Origin of the sequence: Pseudomonas sp. B14-6, assembly GCF_013260315.1 — a bacterium.
GTDB classification, from domain to species: Bacteria; Pseudomonadota; Gammaproteobacteria; order Pseudomonadales; family Pseudomonadaceae; genus Aquipseudomonas; species Aquipseudomonas mandelii.
The window spans coordinates 6,125,954-6,152,079 of the sequence record NZ_CP053929.1 but is presented as its reverse complement, the minus strand read 5'-3'; the positions used below and the strand labels follow the sequence as shown (position 1 = coordinate 6,152,079).

The following is a 26,126-nucleotide window of genomic DNA, read 5'->3' as shown; positions in this document are numbered from 1 at the left end:
GATTGAAACAAGTAGCCGATGAAAGGTTTTTCATCTATTCACCCGCTGATTAATGGTGGCCACCGCGGTATCCACCGCCGTAATGACGTGGCCCGTGCCCGCCCCAATAGTAGTAGCGATAGCCCCCATAGAAACGCGGGCCGTAGTAATAACGTGGGCCGTAATAGTAGGAATAGGGAGAATAGCCGGGGTAGTAATAAGGCGCGGAATACACATCGTAACCACCGGCGTAGTAATAGCAGCCGGATAGCCCAAGACCGAGAACCATACCGAACAACAGTCGACGAAACATGGCGGCCTCCTGAAAGACCCACAGCCGCAACAGGCCGGCTGACACCCATTTGACTGGCAATGCCGGGGCGAGTGCCGAAGGGTGCGGACCTTCAGATCAGCGGCCACGAACGTCCCTTAGCGGTGCACCCGCGCACCATCACAAGGCAACACCGCCTCGCCTGCCCCAAGCGCTCATCGCGCAATCCCCTACCCTAGAGCCCTCAAGCCAACTTGGCACGGCTCTCGCTTTAGCAAACCCGTGCAGGAGTCATCACAAGGTTCGCGGCACCACAATTTGCAATGGCTGACTAGGGTTCCGGCTCGCTAAGGCGAGTGGCTGGTCCGAGAGTTGGCGACCTCCAGTTGAGGTTACACGGCGGGACAAAAGCCCGGGAGACAAGCCACCGTTCGCGGTGCCGCGTTGACTCCTGCCCGCCCTTGATCAACTGGAGAACCACCCATGCTCAAGCTTCGTTTACCCGCCCTGCTCGCCGCTGCCTTCGCAGCCCTCGTAAGCCTCCCGTCCCACGCCGCTCAAAAAGACCACTTCAGCGTCTGCTGGACCATCTACGCCGGCTGGATGCCCTGGGAATACGCCGGCAGCCAAGGCATCGTCGACAAATGGGCGAAGAAGTACGGCATCAAAATCGATGTGGTGCAGCTCAATGACTACGTTGAATCCATCAACCAATACACCGCCGGCCAGTTCGACGGTTGCACCATGACCAACATGGACGCGCTGACCATTCCGGCGGCCGGAGGCGTCGACAGCACCGCGCTGATCGTCAGCGACTTCTCCAACGGCAACGATGGCATCGTGCTCAAGGGCGACGGCAAGAAGGTCGCCGACCTCAAGGGCATGGACGTCAATCTGGTCGAACTGTCGGTGTCGCACTACCTGCTGGCCCGGGCGCTGGATTCGGTCGACCTCACCGAGAAAGACCTGAAAGTGGTCAACACCTCGGACGCCGATATCTCGGCCGCCTTCAACACCGATCAGGTCAACGCCGTCACCACCTGGAACCCGATGCTTTCGGATATCAAAGCCAAGCCCGGGGTGACCGAAGTCTTCAACTCCAGCCAGATTCCCGGCGAAATCATGGACATGATGGTGGTCAACAGCGCCACCCTCAAAGACAACCCGGCCCTGGGCAAAGCCCTGACTGGCGCCTGGTTCGAAGTGGTCGCGTTGATGAACGCGAAAAACGCCGCCAGCAAGGTCGCACTCGAACACATGGCCAAAGCTTCGGGCACCGACCTGGCCGGTTTCCAGTCGCAACTCGACACCACCAAATTGTTCGCCACGCCCAAGGAAGCCCTCGACTTCTCCACCAGCAAGCAATTGCCGGAAACCATGCGCAAGGTCGCCGAGTTTTCGTTCCAGCACGGCTTGCTGGGTGAAGGCGCCAAAGACACCAGCGCCGTCGGCATGGCCTTCGCCAATGGCGTGACCAGCGGCGACAAGACCAACCTCAAGCTGCGCTTCGACCCGACCTACGTGCAGATGGCCACTGACGCCAAGCTGTAAACCGGAGGACTGGCCATGCGCCTGATCAATCGCCACCCGGATCGCCCGAGTCGTCTGCTGTTGGTGATCCTGCCGTTCGCCCTGGTGCTGTTCGCCTACTTCATGGGCTCGGCCGAGCGGCTGACGGATAACCCCAATGACAAGCTATTGCCGAGCGCCGTGCAGATGACCGACGCGGTGAAACGCCTGGCGTTCACTGCCGACACCCGCACCGGTGAATACCTGTTGTGGCAAGACACCGCGTCCAGCCTGCGCCGCCTGGCCATCGGCCTCGGCATCAGTGCGCTGGCCGGGCTGTGCCTGGGCATCGCCGCCGGAACGTTGCCGCTGTTCGGCGCGCCGTTGTCGCCGTTGCTGACGGTGTTGTCGATGGTGCCGCCACTGGCAATCCTGCCGATTCTGTTCATCGTCTTCGGGCTGGGGGAATTGTCGAAAGTGATGCTGATCGTGATCGGCATCACCCCGTGCCTGGCCCGTGATCTGGAACAGCGCGCCCGGGAAATTCCGGTCGAGTTGTTGATCAAGGCCCAGACCCTCGGCGCGTCGACCTGGACATTGATGCTGCGCGTGGTGCTGCCACAACTGTTGCCACGGCTGCTGATCTCGCTGCGTTTGATGCTCGGCTCGGCGTGGCTGTTTCTGATCGCCGCTGAAGCCATCGCCTCCACCGACGGCCTCGGCTATCGGATTTTTCTGGTGCGCCGCTACCTGGCGATGGACGTGATTCTGCCTTACGTGGTGTGGATCACCCTGCTCGCCTGGCTGATGGATTGGGGCCTCAAACACCTGACCCAACGCGCGTTCCCTTGGTATGAAGGAGCCCGCGCATGAGCTTCATCACGGTAAAAAACGTCTGGCAGCAATACGCCGATCAAGTCGTGCTCGAAGGCCTGAACCTGAACGTTAACGAAGGTGAATTCTGCACCTTGGTCGGCGCGTCGGGTTGCGGCAAGTCGACCTTCCTGCGCCTGTTGCTCGGCCAGGAACGCGCCAGTCGCGGCGAGATTCTGCTGGACGGTCAGGCGCTGGCCGGCGAACCGGATTCCAGCCGTGGCGTGGTGTTCCAGCGTTACTCGGTGTTCCCGCACCTGACCGTGCTCGATAACGTCGCCCTCGGCCTCGAACTGCCGCGCTCGCCCTTGCTCGGGCGCTTGTTCGGCAGTGCAAAAAAAGACGCCCGCGAACAGGCCTCGGCGCTGCTGCACAAGGTCGGCCTCGGCCATTCGCTGGACAAGTACCCGGCGCAGCTGTCCGGCGGCATGCAACAACGGCTGGCCATCGCCCAGGCGCTGATCATGAAACCCCGCGTGTTGCTGCTCGACGAACCGTTCGGCGCGCTCGATCCGGGCATCCGCAAAGACATGCACGCCTTGCTGCTGGAGCTGTGGCGCGAGACGCAACTGACGGTGTTCATGGTCACCCATGACCTGTCCGAAGGTTTCAGCCTCGGCACTCGTTTGCTGGTGTTCGACAAGGTCCGCGTCGACCCGCACGCCCCCGGTGCCTATGGCGCGCGCATCACTTACGACATCCCTTTGAACAGCGACCGCCGCGTCAACCGCGCCGCCGTCGATGCCTTGCCGGCTGCGCTGGCGGGCACGCTTCGTATCGCTTAGAGGAATTTTGAAATGACTGATTCGACCCAACTGTTCCCGCCCTTCGCCGAAGAAATGCTCCCTGGCGGCGGCCATCGTTCGTTCGTGTTGAAACGCGGCCAGTTGCTGCGCCTGACCGACCTGCGGGGCGGCGCCAACGTCAGCCTGACGCTGCTCAATGCCAATGAAAAAACCGAACGCCTGAACCTGCCCGACAGCCTCAAATGCCAACACACCGCCAAGCTCACCCGCGGCCATTGCCTCTACTCGGACATGGGCCGCGTGCTCGCCGCGATCACCGCCGACACCTGTGGCTGGAGCGACAGCCTCGGCGGCGTGCTCTGCGCTGAAGAAGTCGCGGAAAAATACGGCGCCGGCCGTTATCAGGAACTGCGCAACGGCTTTTTCCGCAACGGCGCCGACAACCTGTTGGTGGAACTGGGCAAGTGGGGATTGGGCCTGTCGGATCTGCTGATGACTCTCAACCTGTTCAGCCGCGTCAACGTCGATGAAGCCGGACGTTTCCACTTTGTCGAAGGCAACTCGAAGGCCGGCGATTACATCGAGTTGTACGCGCCGATGGACACCTTGGTGGTGCTCACCGCGTTGCAGCATCCGATGGACCCATCGCCGGACTACGCCCCCAAACCCCTGAAGCTCAGCTGGATGAACGCCGACGCCAGCGTCGCCGAACATTGCCGCACCTCGCGCCCGGAAAACGAGCGCGGCTTCATCAACACCGACCGTTTGTTCGCCTGAGGATCGCTGCCATGTCACTTGCAATCGCTACCGCTCAACAGTCGCCTGAAACCGCGGTCTACCGCGCCACCATTCCGGCCGGCGAACCGTGGCTGATGGAGGTCAAGGCCGGCCAGACCCTGCGCATTCTCGACCTGGAAGGTAACCAGGCCGTCGACACCTTGTTCTACAGCGTGGCCAATCCGAAGGAACGCTATGACGTGCAGCGCACGTTGCGCCGGCAGAACAGCGTCTACCTGAGTACCGGCAGCGTGCTTTATTCCAACCTCGGCAAGCCGATGCTGACCATCGTCGCCGACACCTGCGGGTGTCACGACACCCTCGGCGGCGCCTGCGCGCAGGAGAGCAACACCGTGCGCTACGCCTTGGAGAAACGCTACATGCACAGTTGCCGCGACAACTACCTGCGCGCCTGCGTGCATGACGGGCGACTGGGCAAAGGGGACATCGGACCGAACATCAACTTCTTCATGAACGTGCCGGTCACCGCCGACGGCGGGCTGACCTTTGAAGACGGCATTTCGGCGCCGGGCAAATACGTCGACCTGCGCGCCGAAATGGACGTGATCGTACTGATCTCCAACTGCCCGCAACTGAACAATCCGTGCAACGCCTACAACCCGACCCCTGCGGAGCTTTTGGTATGGAACTGAAATTCGCGCGGTTGCGGCGGTGGTTGTTCGCCCTGTGCCAGGCCCGTTCCGGGCAGTGCCTCAAAAAGTAAGAACACCTCAATCCAAATGTGGGAGCGAGCCTGCTCGCGATGGCGTCAGCACATTCAACATCGATGTTGACTGACACACCGCTATCGCGAGCAGGCTCGCTCCCACAGGGGTTCAGTGGTGTTTCAAGGTTAGTGATTCTGCCGTCGGGGACGACCCTGGCGCTCATCGAAAAACTGCGGGACGGCCCGCATCCCCTCCGGGGTCTATGCCATGTTCGAAAAAGTCCTGATTGCCAACCGTGGCGCCATTGCCTGCCGCATCCTGCGCACCCTGCGTGACGTGCAGGTCAAGGGCGTTGCCGTTTACTCCGAAGCGGATGCCGCGAGCCTGCACATCCTGCAGGCCGATGAAGCCCACAGCCTCGGGGAAGGCGCCGCCGCCGGCACCTATCTGGCCGTCGACAAAATCCTCGCCATCGCCAAAGCCTCGGGCGCCACGGCGATCCACCCCGGCTACGGTTTTCTCTCGGAAAACGCTGCGTTTGCTGAAGCGTGCGAAGCCGCCGACATCGCTTTCATCGGCCCGACGCCGGAGCAACTGCGCGTGTTCGGCCTCAAACACACCGCGCGCGCCCTGGCCAAGCAACACGGCGTGCCAATGCTCGAAGGCACCGAACTGCTCGACAGCCTCGACGCGGCGCTGATTGCCGGGGAACAGGTCGGCTACCCGGTGATGCTCAAAAGCACGGCGGGCGGTGGCGGCATCGGCATGCGCGTGTGCCGCAGCGCGGCCGAGTTGAGTGAATCCTTCGAAGCGGTCAAACGCCTCGGCCAGAACAATTTCAGCGACGCCGGCGTGTTCATCGAGAAGTACATCCAGCGCGCCCGCCACCTGGAAGTCCAGGTGTTCGGCGACGGTCGCGGCGACGTGATTGCCCTCGGCGTGCGCGACTGCTCGGTGCAGCGCCGCAATCAAAAAGTCCTCGAAGAGACTCCCGCGCCGAACTTACCCGAAGGCATGGCTGAAGAACTCTGCGCGGCGGCGATCAAACTGGCGAAAGCGGTGAATTACCGCAGCGCCGGCACCGTGGAATTTGTCTTCGACAGCGAAGATCAGCGCTTCTACTTCTTGGAAGTGAACACTCGTTTGCAGGTGGAGCACGGCGTCACCGAGCAAGTGTGGGGCGTGGACCTGGTGCGCTGGATGGTGGAACTGGCAGCCGGTGATTTGCCGCCATTGAGCGACTTGAGCCGAGGCTTGAAAGCCGACGGTCATGCGATTCAGGCGCGGCTGTATGCTGAAGATCCGGGTCGTGATTTCCAGCCGAGCCCAGGTTTGCTGACCGCCTTGAACTTCCCTGCTGCCGACGGCAAACACCTGCGCATCGACACCTGGGTCGAAGCCGGTTGCGAGATCCCGCCGTACTTCGACCCGATGATCGCCAAGGTCATCTGCTGGGCGCCGACCCGTGAAGAGGCCGCTGCGGATCTGCATCAGGCGCTGGGTGACAGCCTGCTGTACGGCGTGGAAACCAACCGCGATTACCTGCGGCAAATTCTGCTCGATGCGCCGTTCGCCAGCGGCCAGCCCTGGACCCGTTGCCTGGAAGGCCTGGTGTATCAGGCCAACACCTTTGAAGTACTCAGCGCCGGGACTCAGACCAGCGTTCAGGACTATCCCGGCCGTCTCGGTTATTGGGCGGTAGGCGTACCGCCGTCGGGGCCGATGGACAGTCGCGCGTTGCGTCTGGGCAATCTTCTGCTGGGTAATGACGAAGGCGCCGCGGCGCTGGAAATCACCATGAGCGGGCCGTTGCTGCGCTTCAACTGCGAGGCCGTGGTGACGGTGACCGGGGCCGTCATCCCGCTGACGTTGAACGGTGAAACCGTCGCGATGAACACGGCGTTGCTGATTCCAGCGGGCGCTACGCTGAGCCTCGGCACGATTGCCGGGGCCGGCGCTCGCAGCTATCTGAGCCTGCGCGGTGGCCTGCAAGTACCGGATTATCTGGGCAGCAAAAGCACCTTCACCCTCGGACAGTTTGGTGGACATGGTGGTCGTGCGTTGCGGGCGGGCGATGTGTTGCATGTGCCTGCCTTGATCGACAGCCGCGTCGGTCAACAACTGGACCACGTCAGCGAGTTACCCGCCGTGCGGCAGATCCGGGTGATCTATGGCCCTCACGGTGCACCGGAATATTTCACTGAGCACTACATCGGCACCTTTTTCGCGACCCAGTGGGAAGTGCACTTCAACTCCAGCCGCACCGGCGTGCGATTGATCGGGCCGAAGCCTGAATGGGTTCGGCCCGATGGGGGTGAAGCGGGGCTGCATCCATCGAACATCCATGACAATCCATATGCCATTGGTGCGGTGGATTTCACCGGGGACATGCCGGTGATTTTGGGGCCGGATGGTCCGAGCCTGGGCGGGTTTGTCTGCCCGGTGACGGTGATTGAGGCGGACCTTTGGCAGCTTGGGCAGCTCAAGGCTGGCGACAAGATTCAGTTCCACCCCGTCGATCTCAAAACCGCCCGCAACCTGGCCCTGAAATGGAATCCCCCCTGTGGGAGCTGGCCTGCCAGCGATGGGGACCAACCAGACACCGCATCAGCTTCATCGCTGGCAGGCCAGCTCCCACAAGGACTTTTTTCGCCTGTTGTTTTGGAGTTGGGTCAGGGGGATACGCGGTTGGTTGCGAGGTTGTCGGGGGATACGCACCTTCTCCTTGAGATCGGCGCACCTGAACTTGACCTCGTCCTGCGCTTCCGCGCCCACGCCCTCATGCAAGCCCTGGAAAGCAAAACCCTGCACGGTGTCATCGACCTCACACCGGGCATTCGCTCGCTGCAAATCCACTACCAACCCGAACAACTGCCGCTGGCCGACCTGCTCGGCATTGTCGCCGGTGAATGGGATGCCGTGTGCGCCGCCCGGGACCTGCAAGTGCCGTCGCGCATCGTGCATCTGCCGCTGTCCTGGGACGACCCGGCCTGTCAGTTGGCGATCGAAAAATACATGACCACCGTGCGCAAGGACGCACCGTGGTGCCCGAGCAATCTGGAGTTCATCCGTCGCATCAACGACCTGCCGAACCTCGACGAAGTGCAGCGCACGGTGTTCGACGCCAGCTATCTGGTGATGGGCCTGGGCGACGTTTACCTCGGCGCACCGGTCGCCACCCCGCTCGACCCGCGCCATCGCCTGGTCACCACCAAGTACAACCCCGCGCGCACCTGGACGGCGGAAAACTCGGTGGGCATCGGTGGCGCCTACATGTGCGTGTACGGCATGGAAGGCCCCGGCGGTTATCAGTTTGTCGGTCGCACGTTGCAGATGTGGAACCGTTATCGCGAAGTCGCCGCGTTCGACGGCAAACCGTGGCTGCTACGCTTTTTCGATCAGATCCGTTTCTACCCAGTGAGCGCCGAAGAACTGCTGCGCATCCGTCGGGACTTCCCGCTCGGGCGCTTCGATTTGAACATCGAACACAGTCAGTTGAACCTCGCGGATTACCAAGCCTTCCTGACGAAAGAGGCAGATACCATCGCGGCGTTTCGCGATCAGCAAAAAGGCGCGTTCAACGCCGAACGCGAGCGCTGGATCGCCAGCGGCCAGGCGCATTTCGACAGCGAGGAACCAGCCCCCGAAGCCACCGAAGACGCACCACTCGCCAGCAACGAAATGAGCGTTGACAGCCACATCGCCGGCAACCTCTGGCAGGTTCAGGTCCAGACCGGAAGCCGGGTTGTCGCCGGTGATGTGCTGGTGATTCTGGAGTCGATGAAGATGGAAATTCCGCTGCTCGCGCCCATGGCCGGCGTGGTGCGCGAGGTCCGCGTGCAACCGGGTTCGGCGGTGCGCGCCGGACAGCGCGTCGTGGTGCTGGAACTCGACTGAACCCATTTTGAAAAGGAATGACGCCATGAATATCAATCTGCAACTCGACGCCCTGCGTAGCGCTTATCGCGTCGGCAACATCACGCCCCGCCAATTGCTGCTGGGCCTGCGTGACAAAGCCGCAGCGCTGAACCCGGATTATCACCTGTTCATCCACTTGCTCAGTGTCGAGGAACTGGAACCGTACCTCGCCGCGCTCGACGGTGGCGACCTCGACAGCCTGCCGCTGTACGGCGTGCCCTTCGCGATCAAGGACAACATCGACCTGGCGGGCATTCCCACCACCGCCGCGTGCCCGGCGTTTGCCTATGTGCCGCAGCGTTCGGCGACCATCGTCGAGCAGTTGCTGGCGCTGGGCGCGATTCCGCTGGGCAAGACCAATCTGGATCAGTTCGCGACCGGGTTGAACGGCAGCCGCTCGCCGTATGGCGCGTGCCCGAACAGCGTATTGCCGGAGTATCCGTCGGGCGGTTCCAGCGCCGGCTCGTCGCTGGCGGTGGCGCTGGGCGTGGCGAGTTTTTCGTTGGGTACGGACACGGCAGGATCGGGACGTGTGCCGGCGGCGTTGAATAATCTGGTGGGATTGAAAGCCACCAAAGGGCTTATCTCCACGGCGGGTGTGGTGCCGGCCTGTCGCACGCTCGATTGCGTGACGACGTTCACCGCAACGGCTCGGGAGGCCAGCCAGTTGCTGGCACTGACCGCACACCTCGATCCGCGAGATGAATACAGCCGCAGCAACCCGCTGTGGAATGACGGGTCGGCGTTCGGTACGCCGCGTCCGTTCCGTTTCGGCGTTCCGCGTGCGCAGGACCTGGAATTCTTCGGCTGCCCTGAAGGCCCGTTGTTGTTCGGTGATGCCATCGATCGGCTCAAGGCGCTGGGCGGTACAGCTGTGGAACTGGAACTGTCGCCTTTCCTCGAAGCGGCGCGTTTGCTCTATGAAGGCCCGTGGGTGGCCGAGCGTTACAGCGTGGCCGGCGAGTTGATGGAGCAGAATCCCGAAGCCGTTTTGCCGGTGATTCGCGCGGTGCTGGCCAAGGCGCCGGCGGTGACGGGCGTGCAGGCGTTCCGTGCCCAATATCGGCTGCAAGCCTTGAAGGCGTTGTGCGACAAGGCGCTGGAAAATCTTGATTGTGTCGTCACGCCCACCATCGGCCGCCCCGTCACATCGGCGGAACTGGACGCCGAACCGGTCCTGCGCAATTCGGAACTGGGTTACTACACCAACTTCATGAACCTGCTCGATTACGCGGCCGTCGCCGTGCCCAGCGGCTTCATGGGCAATGGTTTGCCCTGGGGTGTGACCGTGTTTGGCCGGGCGTTTACCGATCAGTATTTGTTGGGGGTGGCGGATGCTTTGCAGCGCCGCTCGGCTGAGCCTGCACCGACGACTGTCGCCCGCCATGATCGCGCACGACTGGTGGTCTGTGGCGCGCATCTGGATGGGTTGGCGTTGAACTGGCAACTGAAGCGACGCGGGGCTCGGTTAGTTGAGACGACTTACAGTTCGCCGGATTATCAGCTGTATGCGTTGGCCGGCGGTCCGCCGTTTCGTCCGGGGATGGTGCGGGTGAAGGATGGCGGCGTGGCGATTGCGGTGGAGGTTTGGGAATTGCCGAGCAGTGAACTGGGCTCTTTTCTGACGGGGATTCCTGCGCCGCTGGGGTTGGGCAAGGTGCAACTGGCGGACGGGCGTTGGGAGAGCGGGTTTATCTGTGAAGCGTATGGGTTGGAGGGGGCCGCCAATATCAGCCATTTAGGCGGATGGCGTGCTTACCTCGCCAAATGATCGTTCCCACGCTCTGCGTGGGAATGCCGCCCGGGACGCTCCGCGTCCCATCGCAAGGGTCACAGGATGCATTCCCACGCGGAGCGTGGGAATGATCAAGCTCCCGCAGGAGGCGTGTGTGGACAATCATTCGCGCTGCACATAGAGCAGTTATTTTCCCCGCAGTGCCATTAGAATGCCTGCCATTGGGTCACTGCCGACGGAATCGCCATGCCGCTTCACTCGCCGCTGTATTCGCAACGTTCGTTGGTCCTGACGCTCATCGCGTTGTTGGGCGCAGGCTTTCTCGCGACCTCTTTCCTCAGTTACTACGCCTCGCGAGCCTCCATCCGTGACAGCATCGTCAACACCGAACTGCCGCTGACCTCGGACACGGTCTACTCGGAAATCCAGAAAGACCTTGTCAGACCGATCCTGATTTCCTCGATGATGTCCCGCGACACCTTCATGCGTGACTGGGTGGTCAACGGCGAGCAAGACGCCGAGAAAATGACTCGCTACCTCAACGAGGTCATGACCCACTACGGCGCCTACACGGCATTTTTTGTCTCCAATACCAGCCTCACCTACTACCACGCCAAAGGCGTGCTCAAACAGGTCAAGTCCACGGAACCTCGCGATGCCTGGTATTTCCGTGTCCGCGACATGGCCGATCCCTACGAGATCAATGTCGACCCGGACCTCGCCAACAAAGACAACCTGACCTTCTTCATCAACTACAAGGTTTATGACTACAACAACCGTTTCATCGGCGCTGCCGGCGTTGGCCTGACGGTCGATGCGGTGATCAAGCTGATCGACAAATACCAACAGCGTTACCAGCGCAGCGTGTATTTCGTCGACAACTTCGGCCGCCTGGTGCTGACGGGCGCCGAGGGTGGCCCGCAAGGCGCGCACATCGGCCAGAAGCTCGGCGACCTCGATTACATGAAGGACCTGGTCAGCCAGCTGCCAAAACCTCACAGCGGCAGCTACGAATATTCCGTCCAGGGCCAGGGCCATTTCCTCAACGTGCGGTTCATTCCCGAGCTGAACTGGTACCTGTTTGTCGACAAGCGCGAGGACGGCGCCCTCAGTGAAATCCGCCAGTCGCTGTACCTCAATCTGCTGATTTGTCTGCTTGTCACGCTGATCGTGCTGTTGCTGCTCAACCGTGTGATCAAGCGCTACCAAGGCAAGATCCAGGCACAAGCGACGCTCGACAGCCTGACCGAACTGCCGAATCGTCGTGGCTTCGACCTGCTGGCGGCGCAGGCCATGCTCGAAGCCCGGCGCGAGCCCAAGCCGCTGACCGCGATGTTGCTGGACCTGGATCATTTCAAGGCTTTGAACGACACCTACGGTCACCTGGCCGGCGATCAGGTGCTGATCGGTTTCGCGCGGGATCTGGAGAGTTGCCTGCGACACTCCGACATCGTCTGCCGCTGGGGTGGCGAAGAGTTCATCGTGCTGCTCAAGGACACCGACGGTGAGACCGGTCTGATGATCGCCGAGAAAATTCGTCAACATGTCGAACAACAGCGTTATGCCTACGACGGCAAGGAACTGCAGCTGACCGTCAGCATCGGCCTCACCACCTTGCAAGTCGATGAAACCTTGCACACCCTGCTCTCCCGGGCCGATCATGCGATGTACCGGGCCAAACAGGCCGGCCGTAACCGAACCTGCGTGGAATTGCCTCACTCCAGCTATGAATAGTCCTGCATGAACAAGCCAGACCAATGCCCCGCCTGCGGCGCCGCCAACGCCTGCACCCTGGCCGACCCGCGCACCGTCGATCAGGCGTGCTGGTGCTTTGGCGTCAGTATCGACCCCGCTGTGCTTGAAGCGCTGCCAGCCGAACTGCGCGACAAATCCTGCCTGTGCCCGCGCTGCGCCGAGGTCGAGGCGCAGTTGTAAGCAGCCGCCCGGCCGATCACGTAAGATACGCGGCCCCTTTCCAACCGATCCCCAGCCATGCGCGTTGACCGTTTCCTCAGCAACCTGCCGCGCTTCAACCGTAAGCAGGTACGCCTGTTGCTGGTGGAAAAGCGCGTTCAGGTTGACGGAAAAATCGTCAGCGACCCGCATGCCGAAGTGCTCGAGTTCAGCCGTGTCGAGGTCGACGGGGAAGTCCTGCAAGTCGGCAAGCCCGCACGCTACTTCATGCTGCACAAACCGCCCGGCTGCGTCAGCGCCACCCGCGACCCGGAGCATCCGACCGTACTCGACCTGATCCATGAGCCGGACAGCGATGACCTGCACATCGCCGGTCGCCTGGATTTCAACACCACCGGCCTGATGCTGATCACCAACGACGGCAGCTGGTCGCGGCGCCTGACTCAGCCGCAGACCAAACTGCCGAAGGTCTATTACGTCGAGACCGAGCAGGAGATTGGCCCGCAATACGCATTGAAATTTGCCGAGGGTCTGTACTTCGCGTTCGAGGACCTCACCACGCAACCGGCCGAGCTGATCGTACTCGGGCCGAAAGCGGCGCGACTGAGCATCGTCGAGGGCCGGTACCATCAGGTGAAGCGGATGTTCGGCCACTTCGACAACAAAGTGCTGCGCCTGCACCGCGAAAGCATGGGCCCGCTGGTGCTCGATAACGCGCTAAAACCGGGCGAGTACCGAGCCTTGCGCACCGAAGAGATCCATTTGATCTAAGCAGCCTACCGCTCAGCAGAAGTTGTCGAACAATTTACGAATGACACTTGCGCGATGACGTGACCCCTGCTTGAATCAGGACGTCGGCCGAAATGTGACCGACGAGTCACAACATACTTCTAAGAAACTTTTTGCCGGTTAGAGAACCCTCAGGTTCCGCCTCAGACCGGCAGACTGCCCGCCAATAACAATACCCGTCGACCGGACTGCACTGGATCGACATGGGCCTCCAAATTCAAGGCGTATGCCTACCTGTCACAAAGCTCGTGCAATCTCATTTGCGCGCATACCCGCTTGCTTGGAGTCTTATGACATGAGGCCAGAAATCGCTGTGCTGGATATACAGGGTCAGTATCGGGTTTACACGGAGTTCTATCGCGCAGACGCCGCAGAGAAGACCATAATTCTGGTCAACGGCTCGATGGCCACGACTGCGTCGTTTGCACAAACCGTGAAAAACCTTCACCCGCAGTTCAATGTGGTCTGCTACGACCAGCCCTACGCGGGCAAGTCAAAAGCCCACAACCTGCATGAGAAATTGCTGACCAAGGAAGTCGAAGGGCAGATCCTCCTGGAGCTGATCGACCACTTCGCCGCCGAACACGTGCTGTCGTTTTCCTGGGGTGGCGCCGCGACCCTGGTCGCCCTGGCCCAACAGCCACGGCGCATCGAAAAAGCCGTGATCAGCTCGTTCTCCCCGGAGATCAACGCGCACATGCTCGATTACCTCGAGCGCGGCATTGATTACCTCGGCAGTCGGGATGGGGATCGGGTCGGCAACCTGGTGAACAGCACCATCGGCAAACACCTGCCGACGTTGTTCAAGCGTTTCAACTATCGCCACGTCAGCTCCCTCGCCGAGCATGAATACGGGCAGATGCACTTCCACATCAGCGACCTGCTCCATAGCGACCGCCAGTGCTTTCTCAAAGCGGCAGAGAAAATCAACGTGCCCGTGCTGTTCATGAACGGCGAATGGGACGAATACACCGCCGCCGATGGCGCCCGGTTGTTCGCCAACCACGTGCAAGACGCCACCTTCAGCACCCTGCAGGCCACCGGCCACTTTCTCGACATGGAACACAAAGCCGCCTGCCGAGACAGCCGCGACGCACTGATGGGCTTCCTGAAACCGGCACAACACACCAGCCGACCGCGTTACCACTACGTCCAGGACCAACATGCATTGGCCATCTGAAACAGCGTCATCGCGAGCAAGCTTCGCACTACAGTGTTGAACGCATTCCTGTAGGCGCGAGGCTTGCCCGCGAACGACCGTCACGTGGTCTGATGTCTTGTGTCACCTGCGCCAAAGCTATCCCGCGCAAAGAAAAACTTCATTTCCACGCGCACATCTGGTACAAAGTCAGCCGCTCTGAGCGGGTGTCGTATAATGGCATTACTCCAGCTTCCCAAGCTGATAACGAGGGTTCGATTCCCTTCACCCGCTCCAATCGAATTTTTGTCTCACGTTGTTTTTTGACGGGGGATGCAGGTAATGACAAAACCGGCCTTGATGGCCGGTTTTTTTGTGTCTGGGGTTTTGTGTTTCAAGGCGGAATTTAGCGTTTTCGCGCAAAAGTGATGTTTTGTTAGCGTTTTTCTTGCCTCATTAACAGATTTCATCATTGCAAGTCGGTTTCAAACCCCTTGCGAACCATTGCGGCATGGCACAGTGACGTTGCATCTCTCTTGAGCGAAGACTACTATCTCCCAAAACGGGAGGATGTGCGGTGCGTGTGATTGCAAAAGGGACCTTGCGGGAATTCTGGGAAAGCAGTCCGGCTTACACTGACGCCGAAACACCGCTTGTTGAATGGTATCGACATATGGAAAAAGCCATTTATCGCACGCCACAAGAGGTCAAGGCGGAGCTGAGAACGGCGAGCATCCTCAAGGGCGGCAGGGTTGTATTCAACATCGGCGGCAACAAATATCGAGTGATTCTGGCAATCGACTATCTGCGACAGCTTGGTTTCATACGATTCGTCGGCACCCACGCCCAATATGATCAGATCAACGCGGAGACCGTGTAATGGACATTAAACCGATTCGCAGCCAGGAAGATCTGACCGCTGCATTTACTCGTATAGAGCAACTGTGGGGGGCAGACATTGGTTCGCCTGAAGGTGATGAGCTGGAAATTCTGGCGCTGCTCATCGAAAAGTACGAAGACGAGCATTACCCAATGCCGCCCTCCGATCCGATTGAGGCCATTAAATTTCGTATGGAACAGCAAGGGCTGACCCCTCGCGACCTGGAACCCTTCATTGGGACGAGCGGGCGCGTATCCGAAGTGCTGAACCGCAAGCGCAAACTGAGCTTGTCGATGATCAAACGTCTACACGACGGGTTGCGGATACCTTACGAAAGTTTGCTTGCGGGTGTTGCCTGACGTGCAGCCCTGACAAAAAACCGGTCCTTGATAGCCGGTTTTTTTCTGGGTGGGATTCAGGTGATTTTTCCTGCTGAGGATGTGGCAGAAATCTGCGTACAGGCGTAAATCATTGCCAGGACGGGACAGACTGCGCCAGTGCTCCTAGTCTTTCCGCTCTACCATCTGCTTTATTTTTGCGGCCTTTTCAAAATGGTCGAGTTTGTGCTCAGCGATCCACCATTGGGCGGCTTCCATTAAAAGCACGGGATCATCATTTTTGTTTGCAAAGAAAGCGTAGAACGAGAGTCCGACAGTCGGCCCCTTCTGCTCCATTTTCTTGTTGCAGACCTCGATCATCTTTTGCCTCAAGCTTTCTCGCATCATTTCTCTCAATCCATTAATGGTCTCGGTAGCGGCCAAATTCAGTACCGATTGCCCATCTGCCGGGGCTTCGAGCGAAGCCGACTTTCAAAAAGGCAAGGTCCTACACGACGGTGGGAATTGTCCGTAGACTTGCGCATTGCAGTGTTTTTGTCACGAGGCCTATAGTCCGAGCGCGTCCAAAAGACGTATCGGGTTTGGCGACTCGATGACAACGATTCAGATTCACTCCGGGCTTATCGGAGTTTTTTCTGACTGCACTTTGCTGCGCTTTTTTTGGTAGCTGTGCGTGGGAGACCTTCGGGTCTGCCGGTTTCACCGTTGTCCGGTTCGCCAACCTGCGTACAGCTGCCACCCTATTGTTTGGCGACGATCGAGTGGTAGGTGTTTCACCTACTAACGGTAATCACTCATGAACGAATATATGGCTTTAACCAGCAACGCCGACGACCTTCCCTCGCTCTACGTCAACACCACCCAACCGCTGCATTCACTGCTCAGCACCGCCAGTTACAGAATCCGGGCCGTGACGCAGCTGCTTGAAAACCTCGCGATGCGAGGCGACATCACGTCTGACGCAGTGATTCTCAGCGACTTTGCATTGCTCTGCTGCGTGCCCTTGCGCGACGGTTGCGATGTGCTGGACGTGATCGCTCGACGCATGGATGCGGAATAGTTCTGACGTTAGAGCGGGCGCCTTTCGAGGCGCCCTTTGCGTGTCATGACCGGCTGTCATTGGTCACCAAGAGATCGCACGAGCGCTCTATCACTTTGGCGAGGGAGCTTGCTCCCGCCGGGTCGCGAAGCGGCCTCCAAAAAGGGACTGCTGCGCAGTCCGACGGGAGCAAGCTCCCTCGCCACAGGTTCGGTGTCACGCTTAACTGCCTGGCATTGTTCTGGATGGCCAGTTTGCGATTGGATCGAGCTTACAAATCCCCAACGTTCAACCCGTTTCCCCTCATCGCCCAACCCGCTAGCATCTCCCCTATCTTCAACCACCCTCTCCCCTGCGCGGCCATCGACGAACACGCGCCATCACTCTCCGAGGGAACCCAATCGGCCGCACATCAGGTGCCGCCCGTGAACGATCTCAACAGAGCAATCCAAACATGACTCAAAACATCTACGACGACCCGGAGTTTTTCCAGGGCTACAGCCAGATGGCGCGCTCCGTCAGCGGTCTCGACGCAGCGCCCGAATGGCCTGCGCTCAAAGCAATGCTGCCGCCCATGAAAGGCCTGAAGGCCGTAGACCTCGGCTGCGGTTACGGCTGGTTCTGCCGCTGGGCCAGTGAACACGGCGCCGACAGCGTGCTCGGTCTGGACGTCTCGGAAAAAATGCTGGAGCAGGCGCGCAAAACCACGTCAGCGGACAACATCCAATACGCCCGCGCCGATCTGGAACAACTCGACCTGCCCGCAGCCAGTTTCGACCTCGCCTACAGCTCCCTGGCGCTGCACTACATCAAGGATCTTCCGGGTCTGTTCGCCAAAATCCATGAGGCCCTGAAACCCGGTTCACGTTTCGTATTTTCCATCGAACACCCAATCTTCATGGCACCGCGCAATCCGGGCTGGCTGATTGATAGCGAAGGGAACAAGCGCTGGCCGCTGGACAGTTATCAACGGGAAGGCGAGCGGGTGACCAACTGGTTGGCCGAAGGCGTGATCAAGCAGCACCGCACGATAGGCACGTTGCTGAATACGCTGATTGGCGCAGGTTTCAGCATCCGACAGGTCAACGAATGGGGCCCGAGTGATGCCGAGGTGGCGGCGCAACCGGCCCTGGCCGAAGAGCGGGAGCGGCCGATGATGATGCTGGTCAGCGTTCAGCGCTGAGGGCCACGCCGGGTCATCGTAATTTTTGCATATGAATTTCCGATACCCGGTAAAGACAACGTATCGCTGCGTCGGACCTGTCCACAGATACCTTATTGTGCCGGCTCACCTTTCAACTAGAGATCAACATGGACAATTCAGAGTTGGGGATCATGATCATTTCGATGATCGGGTTGTTCGGCTTTGCTTCGTTTATTTTTGAATACTTGAGTGCCAGGCAAAGGGACCGATAACGTTCGGCGTTATCCGTCCCTTTTTGCCCTAGCGCGTCGCGACGATAAACAACCTCGGGAACGGCAGCAGCACCGAACCATCGCTCAGCGCCGGATAGGCCTGCTCGATCGCTGCTTGATACTGCTTGAGGTATTGCGCCTTCTCCGCGTCATTCAGCGGTTCGAGAAACGGCCGCAAGCCGCTGCCCTTGAACCACTCGACCACACCCGAGGCGCCGCCCGCGAGCGGGTGATGGTACGTGGTGCGCCACACATCGACTCGCGCACAATGCGGTCGCAGCATCGAGTAGTACTCGCTGGCACTCGCCATGTCCGTGCGTTGCCCGGCGGCGTCCACCAACTTGCTGGCCCACGGTCCATCGGCAGCGACTTCGCGCATCAGGCGATGGGACGGCTCGTTGAGGTTGTCGGGCATTTGAATGGCCAGGCTGCCGCCCTCGGTCAGTCGGGCGGCCAGAGAAGGCAGTAACGTCGCGTGGTCGGGCACCCACTGCAACACCGCGTTGGCGAAAATCACATCGAACGGCCCCGGCTCGTTCCAGGTATCAATGTCAGCCGTGTCGAATTGCAGCTGGGGCAAGCGCTTGCGGGCGGCGTCGATCATATCGGTCGAACTGTCCAGGCCACGCACCATGGCATTGGCGAAGCGCTCCACCAGCAACTCAGTCGAATTGCCAGGACCGCAACCGATGTCGATGGCCGATCGCGCGTCCACGGGCGGGACCGCCGCGAGCAAATCACGGGCCGGGCGGGTGCGTTCATCTTCAAAAGCGACGTATTGTCTGGCGGACCAACTCATTGCGTTCTCCTGTCGATACGTTGTTGTGGCCAGCGGCGCACAACCGGTTCGCTACGATACCTCGACTGGCGCGCCCTGCCCTATCCGACCTATGGCGAAACGTGCCCCACTGATGTTGTAACAGGTAAAATCGGTCTATTACCTGAACTTGCCTCACTTGAAGTCGACGCAGCCAAAAGGTGATGAGAGAGCGACACTAGAACCCGTCTGTCCCGAGCTGCAAGAAAGTTGATAACCATCCTGGTCTTGGCAAGCCGTCGGCAATGTGAAATTGACGAACTATTGGATCCGCGCAAAAAACCGGCCTAGAGGGCCGGCTTCTTTTACCAGTCAGCAAACAGTGCTAGTCGTAATACCCAACAGTCTTCTTCAAGTGATCTGAGTATTCGTAGATATCGTCTATCGAGTTTATGGCGTGCCGGGTCTCATTCTTTTCTTCGTCAAAAATACCGATGTATTTTTGCGAGCGATTGAAGTGCAAGCGGCAGATCGGTTTGCGGTTGTTGTCATCGAGCAGAATGCCGAAGTAACTCTGCGTGTCTCGCTGAACAATCCTCTTTGCATCGACAACAGACCGAACCACCGCTCGAACAATGTGATAGCCCTCCAGCTCTTCCAGTGTCGTCAGCACCTTGTCCTCTAACTCGTCCCGCACATCCGACTGCTCAACACCGCCGGAAGAAACTGGTAACGAGGCCAAGGCCGGTTGAATGGCTCCGCTCATCGCCGACTTGAGCCTGTCGTTGATTTGGTCGTTGAGAAACTGCACTACCGCCTTTCTCGTTAACTCCTGGAACTGCTCACGGACCTTCTGTGTAATCACCCCATCGTATACACGCGAAGCGAACACTTTCACGAAGTCGTCATCAGGTTTGCTGACCTGCGAAGCGATGACCTTCTTGATCTGGCTGACGTACTTCAATTCACCGGCGGCGCTGATGATCGAATCGACATCGAAGGCAGACTTCGTGAGCTTGACCAATTCAGGGACGGAATACTCGTCGATGTCCAACAGGTCGAGTTCAAGAAACGGCTTCTCATCCATTTTGTTGGGCGCGTCCAAGTCGGTGAAAAACCTGTAGACCTGACCGTTGGTAAGGATGGAGATTCGAGCACTGGTTACATGGAAGTAACGAAACAATTGGGAGGCGTGATTGATGTGCAATGGCTCGCCTATTTTTTTGCACTCTATAAGAATCTGTACCTCTCCGCCTTTCATGATTGCGTAATCAATTTTTTCTCCCTTTTTTGTTCCGATGTCGCAAACAAATTCAGGAGTCACTTCAGTCGGATCGAAAACATCGTAGCCCAGCACCGTGCTGATAAAGGGCATGACAAACGCGTTCTTGGTTGCTTCTTCTGTCTTTATTGCAGCGCCTTGCAAACGAACTTTGGCGGCTAGACTTGTGAGCTTTTCGAAGAATTCCATGAGTGACCTCTTAGCTGGTGTCGATCCGTGGTTTGCATGCTGGCAAATTGACTGCCCTAGATACTAGACACAAACCGGCACAAAGAAAGATTCAGGCCAATAAAGGGAAAAGAAGAGCCGTAGCAAAAAACCGGTTTTTCATTGAACAGAGGTCCATTAAGTAGAATTTTCAACCCGCCGTCGCTGTCTGAAAAATCAGGCGCATCCCTATAAGGAACACGGCAATGAAATTCGCAAAAATCTCGCAGAAACTCGCCCTGTGGGCCGGCAGTCCGAAGACGTTTATGGGGGCGTTGATACTGATTGGTCTGTGGGGATTGAGCGGGCCGATATTTGATTACAACGACACCTGGCAACTGATCATCAACACCTCAACCACGATCATCACGTTCCTGATGGTGTTTCTGATCCAGAACACGCAGAACCGCGACACCGACATCCTGCACTTGAAAATCGATGAGTTGCTGCGGGTGAACAAGGAGGCGCAGAACGCGATGCTGGGACTGGAATTGCTGGACCTCAAGCAACTGGAAGCGTTACGCAGACACTATCGCGCCATGGGCGAAAAAGACGTGCATGGCCTGGCGGGGCTGGCCACTACGAGCAAGCGCAAACAGGACTTGAATGAGTGCTGAGCACATACAAAACGGCGCGTGATGTGAATCACGCGCCGTTTGCGTTCAACACCGTTAATCGCCTGGTCTAGCGACTGGCTTGCAACGCTCTGGCCATTTCCAGGTGGTTCTGCAGTTTGGGCAAGGTTTCCTCAGCGAAGGCTTTGATTTGCGGCACGTCGGTGGTCTGAGCGACTTGTTGAAGCTGCTCGATGGCTTCCTGGGTCGTCTTCACCTGACTGGCGGTATAAGCCTGGTCAAAGGATGCGCCGTCCTTCACTTCCGGCATCAAGGCTTTGGCCTTGTCGACCACTTCTTCGCGAGGGGCAACCGGCAAATCCAGCTGTTTGGCGATTTTCGCCAAGTGTTGGTTGGCGGTCGTGCGGTCATTGATGACCACGATAGTGTAGTCCTTGACCTCTTTGGATTCGGATTTCTGGTGCGCCAGGCGACTGGCTTCGATGTCGGCCATGCCTTTGGCCGACGCATCGTTGATGAACTCGGCGGGCGACTGGGCGAAGGCACTGTTGGCAAACAGGCCCAGCAACGTGACAAGACTGGCAGTGCGTAATCGGGTGGCCATCCGGCTCATGGTCGCGCCCTCCTTCTATAAAAATTCAAGCGGGAGCTTTCGCCCCCGCCTCTCAATCAAAACTACCTTGCGACTACTTCGACTTCTGACCACCTTTGCGGCCCATATCGGGTTTCGCAGGGTCTTTATCGACGGTCGTAGTGGTAGTTTTCCCACCTTTGCGACCGGCTTCTGACGCCTTCGTTCGATCGTTGGCGAAGTTTCCCGAGTTCGAGTTTCTTGAGTTAGGCATGATTCTCTACCTCTTGGTGATGATCGCGGCGAGCAGGAGCCCGCATAAAATCTGAATTTCGATCACCACAAAGGTTTAGAAAAAATGAAATCGCCGCGACGAACGGTGGCCGATTTTTCAGGCCCCTAGGCGCTGATGATGTTGGCGCTTGGCCGCATACATGGCGTCATCGGCATGCCGGAACAGTTGCTGTTCTTCGGTGCCATGCTCGGGGTAATGCGCGACGCCGATACTCGGCCGGATATTCACGCTTTGCCCGTCCAGGCGCAGGGGTTGCGCCAGCACCTGACGGATTTTCCCCGCAACGTTGTCAGCGTCTTCCGACGCGTGGATGCTGTGCAACAACACCACAAACTCATCCCCACCGATACGCGCCACCGTGTCGGTCTCACGCACGCAGCCCTTGAGTCGATTGGCGACCGCTTGCAACAGCATGTCGCCGACTGCGTGGCCATGGGTGTCGTTGACTTCCTTGAAGCGGTCGAGGTCGACGTACAGCAATGCCATCCGCCCGGAATCCGTGCGAGCCTGCGCCAGCGAATTTTGAAGCCGGTCGCGCAGCAACGCCCGGTTGGGCAGTTGAGTCAGTTGGTCGTATTGGGCCATGCGTTGTAACCGGGCATGTAACTGCTTGCGCTCGATCGCGGTGGCGACCTGGGCGCAGACGTATTGCAGCAGCTCCTTGTCCTGCTCGGTGTAGCGCTCGCCACCCGGTACGCTTTTGACGATCAGCGCGCCAATGATGCCGTTTTGCGAGTTCAACGGGACACCCAGCCAGCAAGGCGAGTCCTGTCCGGAGACCGATGCCTCAAAGCCTTCTGGCAGAGTGTCCTGGTCCAGGGTCAGCAAAATCGGCTGGCCGCTGCGAATCACTTCGGCACAGAGGCGCCCGGTCATGGTTCCGGGCTGCTCGGGCTGCAGTTCATGGTCGTCGACGTGATACGGAAAGTTCAGCTGCGCACAGTGCTCGTCATACAACGCCACGGAGAAATTCAGTGCCGGCAGCCATTCGCCGATGATCAAGTGGATGCGCTTGAACAACGCCAGCAAATCTTCCGCTGCGTGGGCCGCCTCGGAGATCGCGTATAACGCCGCTTGCCGGGATTCGGCCTGCTTGCGCTCGGTGATGTCCCGGGCCACAGCAATGCGCAACTGATCGACTTCAGACCAGCGCGCCGACCACAGAATATGCACCACCGCGCCGTCCTTGCGCAGGTAGCGGTTCTCGAAGTTGAGTTTGGGATCACCGCCCATGATCTCGCGCGCGGCGTCGAGGGTGCGCTGGCGATCGGCGGGGTGCACCATGTCGATCATCGGCTGGCCGATCAGCTCGTCCGGGGTGTAGCCGAAAATACGCTCGCAGGCCGCGCTGACAAATACGAAGCGACCTTGTTTATCCACCGCACAGACGGCGTCCAGCAAGAGATCGATGTAGCTCGCCAACGGCGCGGAATTTCTGGTTGCCATGGTGCGATAAGCGTTTCCGGACAATGCAGCAATAAAAAGCCCCTCCATGACCCATCGGGCATTGACGCATCCGTGCGCTCAACCTCAAGCCTTGTTCGTCACCAGCCCCGGCAGTGCATGAGCGAGGGCGTTGATGGCGAAACCGATAAACATCACCCCGCATAACCGTGTGATCGCCAGTTCATGGCGCTGATACAAGGTGCGAACTTGCCGTGCACCAACAATGCCAATGAGGATAGCGTAGGCCATGAGACCGCCGACGAAGCTCAGGACAATCAACCAAGGCAACATTGACCAGTGCAGCAACTCCGCCCGGCTGGACAGCAGCGCAGTGAACGTCGCCACCGCCACGGGGTAGGCCTTGGGATTGGTGAGGCCAAACAGAATGCCGTGCCAAAAGGGCTGGCGAGCCGGGCCTTGAGGGGCATCGGCGCTGCTGCGCTTCGCCCGTATGGCGCGCAAACCGAGCCAAAACAGGTACAGCCCGCTGAGTACGCCCAGCACATCAAACGCCGTGCTGCCGATTTCACGGGCACCGACAATCGCGATCAATGCCGTGCTGCACCAGACCACGTCCCCCAACAAATGCCCACAGAGAAACCCCGCCCCGGCCCGCCGTCCACGCGCGGCGCCAATCCCGAACACCGCCAATACGCCCGGCCCCGGTGTGATGCCATAAATGAAACCCGAGGCGAGAACGGCCATTAGCAGCGATGGGGTCATTGAAAGTCCCTTTAACTATTTGGTGAATGGGCGCAAGTCTATATCAGGTCCCGGGTATATCGACTGACTGATCGTCGAAGAACTTCATTCCCGCATACGGGCGCTCTCGACAGGCGGCCAGCCGAGACGCCAGATCGCCAACGTGGGCTTCGAGCTTGTGGCCGTCCGGGTCGAGGAAATAGAAGGACGCACCTTCGCTGCGGTTGTCGCGCCATTCTTGTACGCTGGCGGATCGCAGGCGTTCGACGAACACGGGGAAATCGATTGCGCTGATGGTAAAGGCGTAATGGGTGGAATCGGCGGCGGGGCCCGAGTTGCGCAGCGGATCAACGGACAGGCACAGCCACAAACCCGGCAGTGACAGATAGGCGCCGGTGTCCCAAGTGGCTTCGAGGCGCAGTTGCAGCAGGTCTTGATAGAACGCCACGCTGCGGTTCAGGTCGGCGACGGCGAGGGTCAGGTGGTTGAGGCCGGTGAGCAATTTGTTTACCTCAACGGTTATTTGATGGGCCTGTAGTCAGGTCGCTATGCACTATCCCCTCCCCAATCCGCCCATTCAACCAGTTCAACGCCTGATCCCCGCCCCGCCGTGTGTGCCAGACCAACACAAACGTAAACGACGGAATATGAAACGGCGGCGCAACTACGACCAGCGAGCGCTCATCAATCTCGCGCAGCCCACGTGAAGCCACGGTAAGAATCAGGTCCGTGCCACTGATTAATTCCGGGGCGACGCTCCAGTGCGGCAGGCTGATCGCGACGCGACGGCGTTCACGTAACGCCGTCAGCGCCCGCTCGATTTCAGGCGTGCCGCTGCCGCGCATTTCCAGCAGGACGTGTGGCCGTGCGAGGTAGGTCGGCAGGTCGAGTACGCCATTGGCAGGCAGGCTGTTGCGGTCGACCAGGCAGGCGTAGTGCTCTTCGAAGAGTGGCGTGCTGCGCAGCTCGTTTGGCAGTTCAGGGAAGACACCTGCTGCCAGGTCGATGTCGCCATTAAGTACTGCGTCGAGCATGCCTTCGCGGCTGGCGTGACTGATTTGCAGGTCGATGCCCGGCGCTTCCCGGCGCAAGGTGCGAATCAGCCCTGGCAGGACGATGGCGGCGCCATAGTCGGACATTGCCAGACGAAACGTGCGCTTGGCCGTGGCCGGGTCGAAAGCGTTCGGGGCCAGCAGGGATTGCACCTGAGCGAGTGCTTCGGCCAAGGGTGCGATCAATTCCATGGCTCGCGGCGTGGGTACGAGCGTGGCACCCGCGCGCACCAGCAAAGGGTCTCCCAGCAAGTCGCGTAACCGCGCCAGAGCATGACTGACCGCCGGCTGACTCAGGTGTAAGCGCTGCGCCGCGCGCGTGACGTGCTGCTCGCTGAGCAAGGCGTCGAGGATCACCAGCAAGTTGAGGTCGATACGCCGAAGATCATTCATCTGATGCATGTTCTGGATAGCAATTCGGAATTTAAATCTGCGCGACGAATACTCTAGAGTCCAGCAAAACCTGTTGGAGAATGATCATGAGTACATTGCATTGGGCCGGGCTGTTGCTGCTGGCCGTGGTTGCCGGGGCGGTGGTGCCGTTTCAGAGCGCGATCAACGCCAACCTCACGCGTGGGTTGGGCCATCCGTTGTGGGCAACGCTTGCGTCGTTGCTGGTGAGTATCGTCGTGTTGTTGCCGATCATGTTGGCAATGCGCTTGCCGTTGCCGTCACTGGCGTTCATCAGCAAGGCGCCGTTGTGGATGTGGGCGGGGGGTGCGTTTGGGGTGTGTTTTATTTCGTTGGCGCTGATGCTGCTGCCCAAGCTGGGGGCGTCGGGGTTTATTGCGTTGGCGCTGGCGGGACAGGTGGTGGCTTCGCTGGTGCTGGATCACTTCGGGTGGTTTGGGTTGGTGGAACGACAGATGACGTTGCCGCGGGTGTTGGGGGCGGTGTTGTTGATCGCCGGGGTCGCGTTGATTCAGTTCAGTGCGGCGCCAGGGAAGGGGTTGGTGGCGGCGGGTTGAGCGGGGACTGTCAGGCTGCTTTCGCGAGCAGGCTCGCTCCCACCCGATCGGCGGCGTGGCGCGGATCGCTCCCGCAGGACATCAGTGATCATTGCCAGGGCGCCGGGGCGCAGGTTTTCGATCAGCACGTCGGCGCTGGTCGCCAGTTGCTTGACCAGCTCGATGACTTCAGTTCGGCTGAGTCGGCGGGATAGCCCGGTTTTGGCCCACAGCATCGCAGGGCGTCGCCCTACACATAAATCTCTTGTAACACTCAACCGAACAGGAAACGGCCGATTCAA

The 26,126-nt window shown here is 59.4% G+C and carries 28 protein-coding genes, 1 tRNA gene and 1 riboswitch; of the genes, 18 read left to right on the top strand and 11 right to left on the bottom strand.

The genetic code is table 11. The annotated features are described in order from the left end of the window. Window positions 1-49 precede the first annotated feature (49 nt). Window positions 50-292 carry a hypothetical protein gene (locus HP062_RS28095; RefSeq protein ID WP_083374831.1) on the bottom strand — a complete coding sequence of 81 codons (243 nt, stop codon included), beginning with the start codon at window positions 290-292 and terminating at the stop codon, window positions 50-52. A 278-nt stretch (window positions 293-570) separates the two neighbouring features. After that, a riboswitch (guanidine-I (ykkC/yxkD leader) is annotated at window positions 571-671 on the top strand. Window positions 672-733: 62 nt separating this feature from the next. Here HP062_RS28095 and HP062_RS28090 point away from each other — a divergent pair. From HP062_RS28090 to HP062_RS28025, 14 genes are all read left to right on the top strand, one after another. After that, window positions 734-1,801 (top strand): putative urea ABC transporter substrate-binding protein, encoded by a 1,068-nt coding sequence (locus tag HP062_RS28090; protein ID WP_172792380.1) that lies wholly within the window; start codon window positions 734-736, stop codon window positions 1,799-1,801. A 15-nt stretch (window positions 1,802-1,816) separates the two neighbouring features. Next, the gene (locus HP062_RS28085; RefSeq protein WP_010462303.1) at window positions 1,817-2,632 is read left to right on the top strand and encodes an ABC transporter permease; all 816 of its coding nucleotides are present in this window, start codon (window positions 1,817-1,819) and stop codon (window positions 2,630-2,632) included. Next, window positions 2,629-3,417, top strand: coding sequence for an ABC transporter ATP-binding protein (locus tag HP062_RS28080; RefSeq protein ID WP_010462305.1), 789 nt, complete (start codon window positions 2,629-2,631; stop codon window positions 3,415-3,417). Before HP062_RS28085 ends, HP062_RS28080 begins: the two co-directional genes overlap by 4 nt. A gap of 12 nt (window positions 3,418-3,429) precedes the next feature. Next, on the top strand, window positions 3,430-4,155 hold the full coding sequence (locus tag HP062_RS28075) for an urea amidolyase associated protein UAAP1 (RefSeq protein ID WP_172792379.1): 726 nt from the start codon (window positions 3,430-3,432) through the stop codon (window positions 4,153-4,155). Window positions 4,156-4,166: 11 nt separating this feature from the next. Next, window positions 4,167-4,808, top strand: coding sequence for an urea amidolyase associated protein UAAP2 (locus HP062_RS28070; RefSeq protein WP_172792378.1), 642 nt, complete (start codon window positions 4,167-4,169; stop codon window positions 4,806-4,808). Between the two features lie 282 nt (window positions 4,809-5,090). After that, entirely contained in the window at window positions 5,091-8,720 is a 3,630-nt protein-coding gene (gene uca / locus HP062_RS28065; RefSeq protein WP_172792377.1) for an urea carboxylase, read from the top strand. A 25-nt stretch (window positions 8,721-8,745) separates the two neighbouring features. Beyond that, on the top strand, window positions 8,746-10,512 hold the full coding sequence (atzF, locus tag HP062_RS28060) for an allophanate hydrolase (protein ID WP_172792376.1): 1,767 nt from the start codon (window positions 8,746-8,748) through the stop codon (window positions 10,510-10,512). Window positions 10,513-10,722: 210 nt separating this feature from the next. Beyond that, on the top strand, window positions 10,723-12,210 hold the full coding sequence (locus tag HP062_RS28055; RefSeq protein WP_172792375.1) for a sensor domain-containing diguanylate cyclase: 1,488 nt from the start codon (window positions 10,723-10,725) through the stop codon (window positions 12,208-12,210). 6 nt (window positions 12,211-12,216) lie between these two features. Further along, a complete protein-coding gene (locus HP062_RS28050; RefSeq protein ID WP_010462319.1) occupies window positions 12,217-12,411 on the top strand; it encodes a cysteine-rich CWC family protein in 195 nt (64 codons plus the stop codon). Window positions 12,412-12,468: 57 nt separating this feature from the next. After that, window positions 12,469-13,161 (top strand): pseudouridine synthase, encoded by a 693-nt coding sequence (locus HP062_RS28045; RefSeq protein WP_010462322.1) that lies wholly within the window; start codon window positions 12,469-12,471, stop codon window positions 13,159-13,161. 313 nt (window positions 13,162-13,474) lie between these two features. Beyond that, window positions 13,475-14,359, top strand: coding sequence for an alpha/beta fold hydrolase (locus HP062_RS28040; RefSeq protein WP_077749602.1), 885 nt, complete (start codon window positions 13,475-13,477; stop codon window positions 14,357-14,359). Between the two features lie 181 nt (window positions 14,360-14,540). Further along, window positions 14,541-14,614, top strand: a tRNA-Gly gene (locus tag HP062_RS28035). A 280-nt stretch (window positions 14,615-14,894) separates the two neighbouring features. Beyond that, the gene (locus HP062_RS28030) at window positions 14,895-15,197 is read left to right on the top strand and encodes a type II toxin-antitoxin system HigB family toxin (protein ID WP_169856199.1); all 303 of its coding nucleotides are present in this window, start codon (window positions 14,895-14,897) and stop codon (window positions 15,195-15,197) included. Then, the gene (locus HP062_RS28025; RefSeq protein WP_077749600.1) at window positions 15,197-15,556 is read left to right on the top strand and encodes a type II toxin-antitoxin system HigA family antitoxin; all 360 of its coding nucleotides are present in this window, start codon (window positions 15,197-15,199) and stop codon (window positions 15,554-15,556) included. The genes HP062_RS28030 and HP062_RS28025 overlap by 1 nt, the downstream gene beginning before the upstream one ends. A 144-nt stretch (window positions 15,557-15,700) precedes the next feature. On the opposite strand, the gene HP062_RS28020 is transcribed toward HP062_RS28025, so the two are convergent. Next, window positions 15,701-15,922, bottom strand: coding sequence for a DUF6500 family protein (locus HP062_RS28020; protein WP_229801735.1), 222 nt, complete (start codon window positions 15,920-15,922; stop codon window positions 15,701-15,703). Window positions 15,923-16,331: 409 nt separating this feature from the next. On the opposite strand from HP062_RS28020, the gene HP062_RS28015 reads away from it, so the two are divergent. Further along, window positions 16,332-16,595, top strand: a complete 264-nt coding sequence (locus HP062_RS28015) for a hypothetical protein (protein WP_010462435.1) — start codon at window positions 16,332-16,334, stop codon at window positions 16,593-16,595. Between the two features lie 433 nt (window positions 16,596-17,028). Beyond that, window positions 17,029-17,757 carry a bifunctional 2-polyprenyl-6-hydroxyphenol methylase/3-demethylubiquinol 3-O-methyltransferase UbiG gene (locus HP062_RS28010; protein ID WP_077749599.1) on the top strand — a complete coding sequence of 243 codons (729 nt, stop codon included), beginning with the start codon at window positions 17,029-17,031 and terminating at the stop codon, window positions 17,755-17,757. Window positions 17,758-18,018: 261 nt separating this feature from the next. On the opposite strand, the gene tam is transcribed toward HP062_RS28010, so the two are convergent. Together tam and HP062_RS28000 are read right to left on the bottom strand one after the other, a co-directional pair. Next, entirely contained in the window at window positions 18,019-18,789 is a 771-nt protein-coding gene (gene tam / locus HP062_RS28005; protein WP_172792374.1) for a trans-aconitate 2-methyltransferase, read from the bottom strand. Between the two features lie 343 nt (window positions 18,790-19,132). Further along, window positions 19,133-20,218, bottom strand: coding sequence for a type I restriction endonuclease (locus HP062_RS28000; protein WP_077749597.1), 1,086 nt, complete (start codon window positions 20,216-20,218; stop codon window positions 19,133-19,135). 224 nt (window positions 20,219-20,442) lie between these two features. Between HP062_RS28000 and HP062_RS27995 the strand changes: the two genes are divergently transcribed. Continuing rightward, window positions 20,443-20,853 carry a low affinity iron permease family protein gene (locus HP062_RS27995; RefSeq protein ID WP_172792373.1) on the top strand — a complete coding sequence of 137 codons (411 nt, stop codon included), beginning with the start codon at window positions 20,443-20,445 and terminating at the stop codon, window positions 20,851-20,853. Between the two features lie 67 nt (window positions 20,854-20,920). Here HP062_RS27995 and HP062_RS27990 read toward each other — a convergent pair whose 3' ends face one another. The 6 genes from HP062_RS27990 to HP062_RS27965 form a co-directional block, all read right to left on the bottom strand. Continuing rightward, a complete protein-coding gene (locus HP062_RS27990) occupies window positions 20,921-21,424 on the bottom strand; it encodes a DUF4142 domain-containing protein (RefSeq protein WP_010462446.1) in 504 nt (167 codons plus the stop codon). A 73-nt stretch (window positions 21,425-21,497) separates the two neighbouring features. Next, window positions 21,498-21,656: a KGG domain-containing protein gene (locus HP062_RS27985; protein WP_010462447.1), complete on the bottom strand. Its 159-nt coding sequence runs from the start codon at window positions 21,654-21,656 to the stop codon at window positions 21,498-21,500. Between the two features lie 117 nt (window positions 21,657-21,773). Then, the gene (locus HP062_RS27980; RefSeq protein ID WP_172792372.1) at window positions 21,774-23,123 is read right to left on the bottom strand and encodes a GGDEF domain-containing protein; all 1,350 of its coding nucleotides are present in this window, start codon (window positions 23,121-23,123) and stop codon (window positions 21,774-21,776) included. A gap of 84 nt (window positions 23,124-23,207) precedes the next feature. Continuing rightward, window positions 23,208-23,846: a LysE family translocator gene (locus HP062_RS27975; protein ID WP_010462451.1), complete on the bottom strand. Its 639-nt coding sequence runs from the start codon at window positions 23,844-23,846 to the stop codon at window positions 23,208-23,210. A gap of 43 nt (window positions 23,847-23,889) precedes the next feature. After that, window positions 23,890-24,327, bottom strand: coding sequence for a fosfomycin resistance glutathione transferase (fos, locus tag HP062_RS27970; protein WP_172792371.1), 438 nt, complete (start codon window positions 24,325-24,327; stop codon window positions 23,890-23,892). Window positions 24,328-24,337: 10 nt separating this feature from the next. After that, on the bottom strand, window positions 24,338-25,279 hold the full coding sequence (locus tag HP062_RS27965) for a LysR substrate-binding domain-containing protein (protein WP_077749594.1): 942 nt from the start codon (window positions 25,277-25,279) through the stop codon (window positions 24,338-24,340). 77 nt (window positions 25,280-25,356) lie between these two features. Here HP062_RS27965 and HP062_RS27960 point away from each other — a divergent pair, with 77 nt between their 5' ends. Further along, window positions 25,357-25,845 carry a DMT family transporter gene (locus HP062_RS27960; protein ID WP_145307430.1) on the top strand — a complete coding sequence of 163 codons (489 nt, stop codon included), beginning with the start codon at window positions 25,357-25,359 and terminating at the stop codon, window positions 25,843-25,845. Here the strand turns inward: HP062_RS27960 and HP062_RS31360 are convergent. Further along, window positions 25,800-26,060 carry a hypothetical protein gene (locus HP062_RS31360; protein ID WP_172790560.1) on the bottom strand — a complete coding sequence of 87 codons (261 nt, stop codon included), beginning with the start codon at window positions 26,058-26,060 and terminating at the stop codon, window positions 25,800-25,802. The genes HP062_RS27960 and HP062_RS31360 overlap by 46 nt on opposite strands. Between the last annotated feature and the right edge of the window lie 66 nt (window positions 26,061-26,126).

What these genes read in the sequence shown, in the direction of transcription:
- HP062_RS28095 (WP_083374831.1), bottom strand. Translation starts at nt 292, where the DNA reads ATGTTTCGTCGACTGTTGTTCGGTATGGTTCTCGGTCTTGGGCTATCC.
- HP062_RS28090 (WP_172792380.1), top strand. Translation starts at nt 734, where the DNA reads ATGCTCAAGCTTCGTTTACCCGCCCTGCTCGCCGCTGCCTTCGCAGCC.
- HP062_RS28085 (WP_010462303.1), top strand. Translation starts at nt 1,817, where the DNA reads ATGCGCCTGATCAATCGCCACCCGGATCGCCCGAGTCGTCTGCTGTTG.
- HP062_RS28080 (WP_010462305.1), top strand. Translation starts at nt 2,629, where the DNA reads ATGAGCTTCATCACGGTAAAAAACGTCTGGCAGCAATACGCCGATCAA.
- HP062_RS28075 (WP_172792379.1), top strand. Translation starts at nt 3,430, where the DNA reads ATGACTGATTCGACCCAACTGTTCCCGCCCTTCGCCGAAGAAATGCTC.
- HP062_RS28070 (WP_172792378.1), top strand. Translation starts at nt 4,167, where the DNA reads ATGTCACTTGCAATCGCTACCGCTCAACAGTCGCCTGAAACCGCGGTC.
- uca (WP_172792377.1), top strand. Translation starts at nt 5,091, where the DNA reads ATGTTCGAAAAAGTCCTGATTGCCAACCGTGGCGCCATTGCCTGCCGC.
- atzF (WP_172792376.1), top strand. Translation starts at nt 8,746, where the DNA reads ATGAATATCAATCTGCAACTCGACGCCCTGCGTAGCGCTTATCGCGTC.
- HP062_RS28055 (WP_172792375.1), top strand. Translation starts at nt 10,723, where the DNA reads ATGCCGCTTCACTCGCCGCTGTATTCGCAACGTTCGTTGGTCCTGACG.
- HP062_RS28050 (WP_010462319.1), top strand. Translation starts at nt 12,217, where the DNA reads ATGAACAAGCCAGACCAATGCCCCGCCTGCGGCGCCGCCAACGCCTGC.
- HP062_RS28045 (WP_010462322.1), top strand. Translation starts at nt 12,469, where the DNA reads ATGCGCGTTGACCGTTTCCTCAGCAACCTGCCGCGCTTCAACCGTAAG.
- HP062_RS28040 (WP_077749602.1), top strand. Translation starts at nt 13,475, where the DNA reads ATGAGGCCAGAAATCGCTGTGCTGGATATACAGGGTCAGTATCGGGTT.
- HP062_RS28025 (WP_077749600.1), top strand. Translation starts at nt 15,197, where the DNA reads ATGGACATTAAACCGATTCGCAGCCAGGAAGATCTGACCGCTGCATTT.
- HP062_RS28020 (WP_229801735.1), bottom strand. Translation starts at nt 15,922, where the DNA reads ATGATGCGAGAAAGCTTGAGGCAAAAGATGATCGAGGTCTGCAACAAG.
- HP062_RS28015 (WP_010462435.1), top strand. Translation starts at nt 16,332, where the DNA reads ATGAACGAATATATGGCTTTAACCAGCAACGCCGACGACCTTCCCTCG.
- HP062_RS28010 (WP_077749599.1), top strand. Translation starts at nt 17,029, where the DNA reads ATGACTCAAAACATCTACGACGACCCGGAGTTTTTCCAGGGCTACAGC.
- tam (WP_172792374.1), bottom strand. Translation starts at nt 18,789, where the DNA reads ATGAGTTGGTCCGCCAGACAATACGTCGCTTTTGAAGATGAACGCACC.
- HP062_RS28000 (WP_077749597.1), bottom strand. Translation starts at nt 20,218, where the DNA reads ATGGAATTCTTCGAAAAGCTCACAAGTCTAGCCGCCAAAGTTCGTTTG.
- HP062_RS27995 (WP_172792373.1), top strand. Translation starts at nt 20,443, where the DNA reads ATGAAATTCGCAAAAATCTCGCAGAAACTCGCCCTGTGGGCCGGCAGT.
- HP062_RS27990 (WP_010462446.1), bottom strand. Translation starts at nt 21,424, where the DNA reads ATGAGCCGGATGGCCACCCGATTACGCACTGCCAGTCTTGTCACGTTG.
- HP062_RS27985 (WP_010462447.1), bottom strand. Translation starts at nt 21,656, where the DNA reads ATGCCTAACTCAAGAAACTCGAACTCGGGAAACTTCGCCAACGATCGA.
- HP062_RS27980 (WP_172792372.1), bottom strand. Translation starts at nt 23,123, where the DNA reads ATGGCAACCAGAAATTCCGCGCCGTTGGCGAGCTACATCGATCTCTTG.
- HP062_RS27975 (WP_010462451.1), bottom strand. Translation starts at nt 23,846, where the DNA reads ATGACCCCATCGCTGCTAATGGCCGTTCTCGCCTCGGGTTTCATTTAT.
- HP062_RS27965 (WP_077749594.1), bottom strand. Translation starts at nt 25,279, where the DNA reads ATGCATCAGATGAATGATCTTCGGCGTATCGACCTCAACTTGCTGGTG.
- HP062_RS27960 (WP_145307430.1), top strand. Translation starts at nt 25,357, where the DNA reads ATGAGTACATTGCATTGGGCCGGGCTGTTGCTGCTGGCCGTGGTTGCC.
- HP062_RS31360 (WP_172790560.1), bottom strand. Translation starts at nt 26,060, where the DNA reads ATGCTGTGGGCCAAAACCGGGCTATCCCGCCGACTCAGCCGAACTGAA.